Annotated in this window: 3 protein-coding genes and 1 riboswitch; of the genes, 1 reads left to right on the top strand and 2 read right to left on the bottom strand. The window is 67.2% G+C overall.

Annotated features, from left to right (window positions below):
* Both AC1DYI_RS32115 and AC1DYI_RS32120 read right to left on the bottom strand, forming a co-directional pair.
* On the bottom strand, window positions 1-351 hold a 351-nt coding region (locus AC1DYI_RS32115; protein WP_477208166.1), incomplete at its 3' end, for a hypothetical protein.
* Window positions 352-499: 148 nt separating this feature from the next.
* Window positions 500-587: riboswitch (cyclic di-GMP riboswitch) on the bottom strand.
* A 221-nt stretch (window positions 588-808) separates the two neighbouring features.
* Window positions 809-1,426 (bottom strand): DUF2239 family protein, encoded by a 618-nt coding sequence (locus AC1DYI_RS32120; RefSeq protein WP_477208167.1) that lies wholly within the window; start codon window positions 1,424-1,426, stop codon window positions 809-811.
* Window positions 1,427-1,691: 265 nt separating this feature from the next.
* Between AC1DYI_RS32120 and AC1DYI_RS32125 the strand changes: the two genes are divergently transcribed.
* On the top strand, window positions 1,692-2,660 hold a 969-nt coding region (locus tag AC1DYI_RS32125; protein WP_477208168.1), incomplete at its 3' end, for a hypothetical protein.

Below are 2,660 nucleotides of genomic sequence, written 5' to 3' on the forward strand. Positions count from 1 at the left end.
CAGCACCGACAGTGCGCTGACCGACCGATAGCGGTAGTAGACCGAACCACCCACCGCCAGCACGTGCGCCCGCAGGTCCGTCAGTTCCGGATCGGTGGAGTTGCTGACCACCAGGGCCCGCACGTAGCGCGCCCCGTTCTGGTCGCGCACCCAGCTGTGCCTGGGCGCAGATGGCGTCTGCAGTGCATCTCGCAGATCCGCCGCGAACTTGCGCGAAGCATCGCCCTGCGCACCCTGCGCCAATGGCGGCCCCCACAACGCGGTGAGGAGGCCAAACCCGGCCAACGCGACGAGCAAAGCTCGAAGCATGCGGGACTCGATCAATACGACGAAGCGTGTGAAGCTACCCATGCGCGACTCCCTGGAGTTGTCCAACTTGAGGCTTGGACCCCCGGACGTCGGGAGGGATCGCGTGGCGTACCGCTTGCGCAAGGGATGCCGCCGCGCCGCAGCATGTGCAGCAGCGCGCAGGGTCTCGCCTAGAGGGCGAGCCCGTCTCGTTGGCAACCCCGCTGTCCTAACCCGTTAGGGCCGTAGACCGGAAGCTTTGCGACCCCGACTTTCGTACGGGTGTGCCTTTGTCTGGATGACAGCCACGGTATCGACTTGAAACGAGTTCGGGTTTAGCAGCTACCCTTGGTGCGGCCAAAACGAACCTCGCGGCGTGACGCAATTCTCGGGCTGCTCCATGCACCCGACGACCTGCTACCAGCCAAAGTCAGCGGCATCTAGAGGGCGTTCTCGACTGCCGCTGTAGGGTGTTCTCAACGACCGGACTGGCGCGGTTCGAAGCGAAGGCCACGAACGCTCAAACGTCGTCGCCGAACGCCAGCGTGGTCGCGTGCTCGCCCAGGTCGCCGGGCCAATCGGCCACCATGTCAATGAAGCGCGCGCGGTCATTGGCAAACAGAGCGCGGGTGGCTTCCTCATAACCCGGCAAGTCACCGGCGACGGCCAGCATGAAGTGGTAGGCGCGCTCCTGCGCCTGGCGTTGCCTGTCCTTGTCGCCATGCACGCGCCGCGCCTCGTCGACCAGCTTGCGCAGCGCCACCGAGGCACCGCCCGGCTGGGCCCCCAACCAGGCCCAATGCCGTGGCAGCAGGGTCACTTCGCGCGCCACCACACCCAGCTTCGGCCGCCCTCGGCCACGAGGTTCACTGATCAGCTCGTCAGCGTCCGCCAGCGCCGCTTGCGCAGCCGTCAAGCCCAGGCGGGCAGTCAGCCGCGCGACCACCTCATCGTCCGAACCGCGCGTGTCGATGTCGATGCAGCTTCCGCTCTGGTCATCGAAGACCAGCACCGGGCCGGCGGCACCGCTGTCCAGCGCGCGCTTCGCCCGCAGCACCACGACCTGCAAAGGCCMTTGGGCGATCCGGAAGGCCCCATTGAAGACGGTGAAGGACGGCGGCGTATCGGCGGTGGTCATGGCGAGCCTGTCGGCATCAAGATGGCGTCAATTTTTACCCGGATCAAATAACAGAGTCAATAGTACCCGGGTAAAACTCACCGCTGATGGGTCTGCGGGCGTACGGCCCACGGCGGCGACAGCATCGGGGCGCGCAGAGCAATCGGCATTCCTGCAGTAATGAGCCGGCTCAGGCGCCTTATGGCTGCATTTGTAGGCGCTTTTCGAGCGACTGGCATCGGGTCAAAACGCCCACCATTGGCGGTGAACGATTAACAGACCCACTGTGCCTACCATCTCAATTCGTCGTCCTGTTGCTGCCGGTTGGATCGCCTGCGTACCGCAAGCGGCCGGCCTGCGCTTGGCGCTGGTTGAAGCCGGCGAACGCCCTGTCGTGCGCTGGTTGCACAGCGAGGCTGCCCGTGCGTCGGGCGCTGTGCTGCGCCGAGCCCGGCGAGCCTTGCCGCGTGGCCGCTGGGCCAGCGTGGCACTGCTCGAACGTGGCCAGTACCAGTTGCTGCAGACTGAAGCGCCCGAGATGCCGCCCGAAGAGTGGCGCGACGCGCTGCGCTGGCGGCTGAAGGACCAGGTCGAATTCCCCGTCGATGGCGCTGCCATCGACCTGCTGGCGATGCCGCTGCAAGCCGGCGCGCGCAACCAGCGCACCTTGCTCGCCGTGGCCGCGCCGGCCACCGCCCGCCTGGCCTTGCGCCGCGGCGGCGAAGACGCCGGCTGGCAATGGCAGGCGATTGACGTGGCCGAGACCGCGCTGCGCAACCTGAGCGCGCTGCTGGCCAGCCCGAACCGCGGCCACGCGTTGCTGCATCTGGGCGAGACCCACGCGACGCTGGTCATCACCGTGGCCGGCGCGCTGCTGCTGTCGCGCCAGGTCGAGGTGACCCGCGCACAGCTGGCCGACACCGACGAACACACCCGCCAACAGGCGATGGAACGTGCGGGCCTAGAGCTGCAGCGCACGCTCGACAACTTCGATCGCGTCTTCAGCCAAGTGGCTGTCGAGCGGCTCGACGTGCTGCCTGGCGCTGGCGCCGAAGGCCTGGCCGACTTCGCTCGTGAACTGCTTYATGTGCCGGTGCTGGTGGCCAAGATGGCCGACAAGCTGGACACCTCGCGCCTGCCCGCCGACACCGATCTGAGCGACCACTGGCTGGCCATCGGTGCCGCGCTGCGCCGCCCCGCCGTCGAAGAGACCCCTGTCGCCGCAGACACCGCTGAAAACACCGAACCCGTCGCC

Source organism: Ideonella sp. P3_A4 (assembly GCF_056403075.1).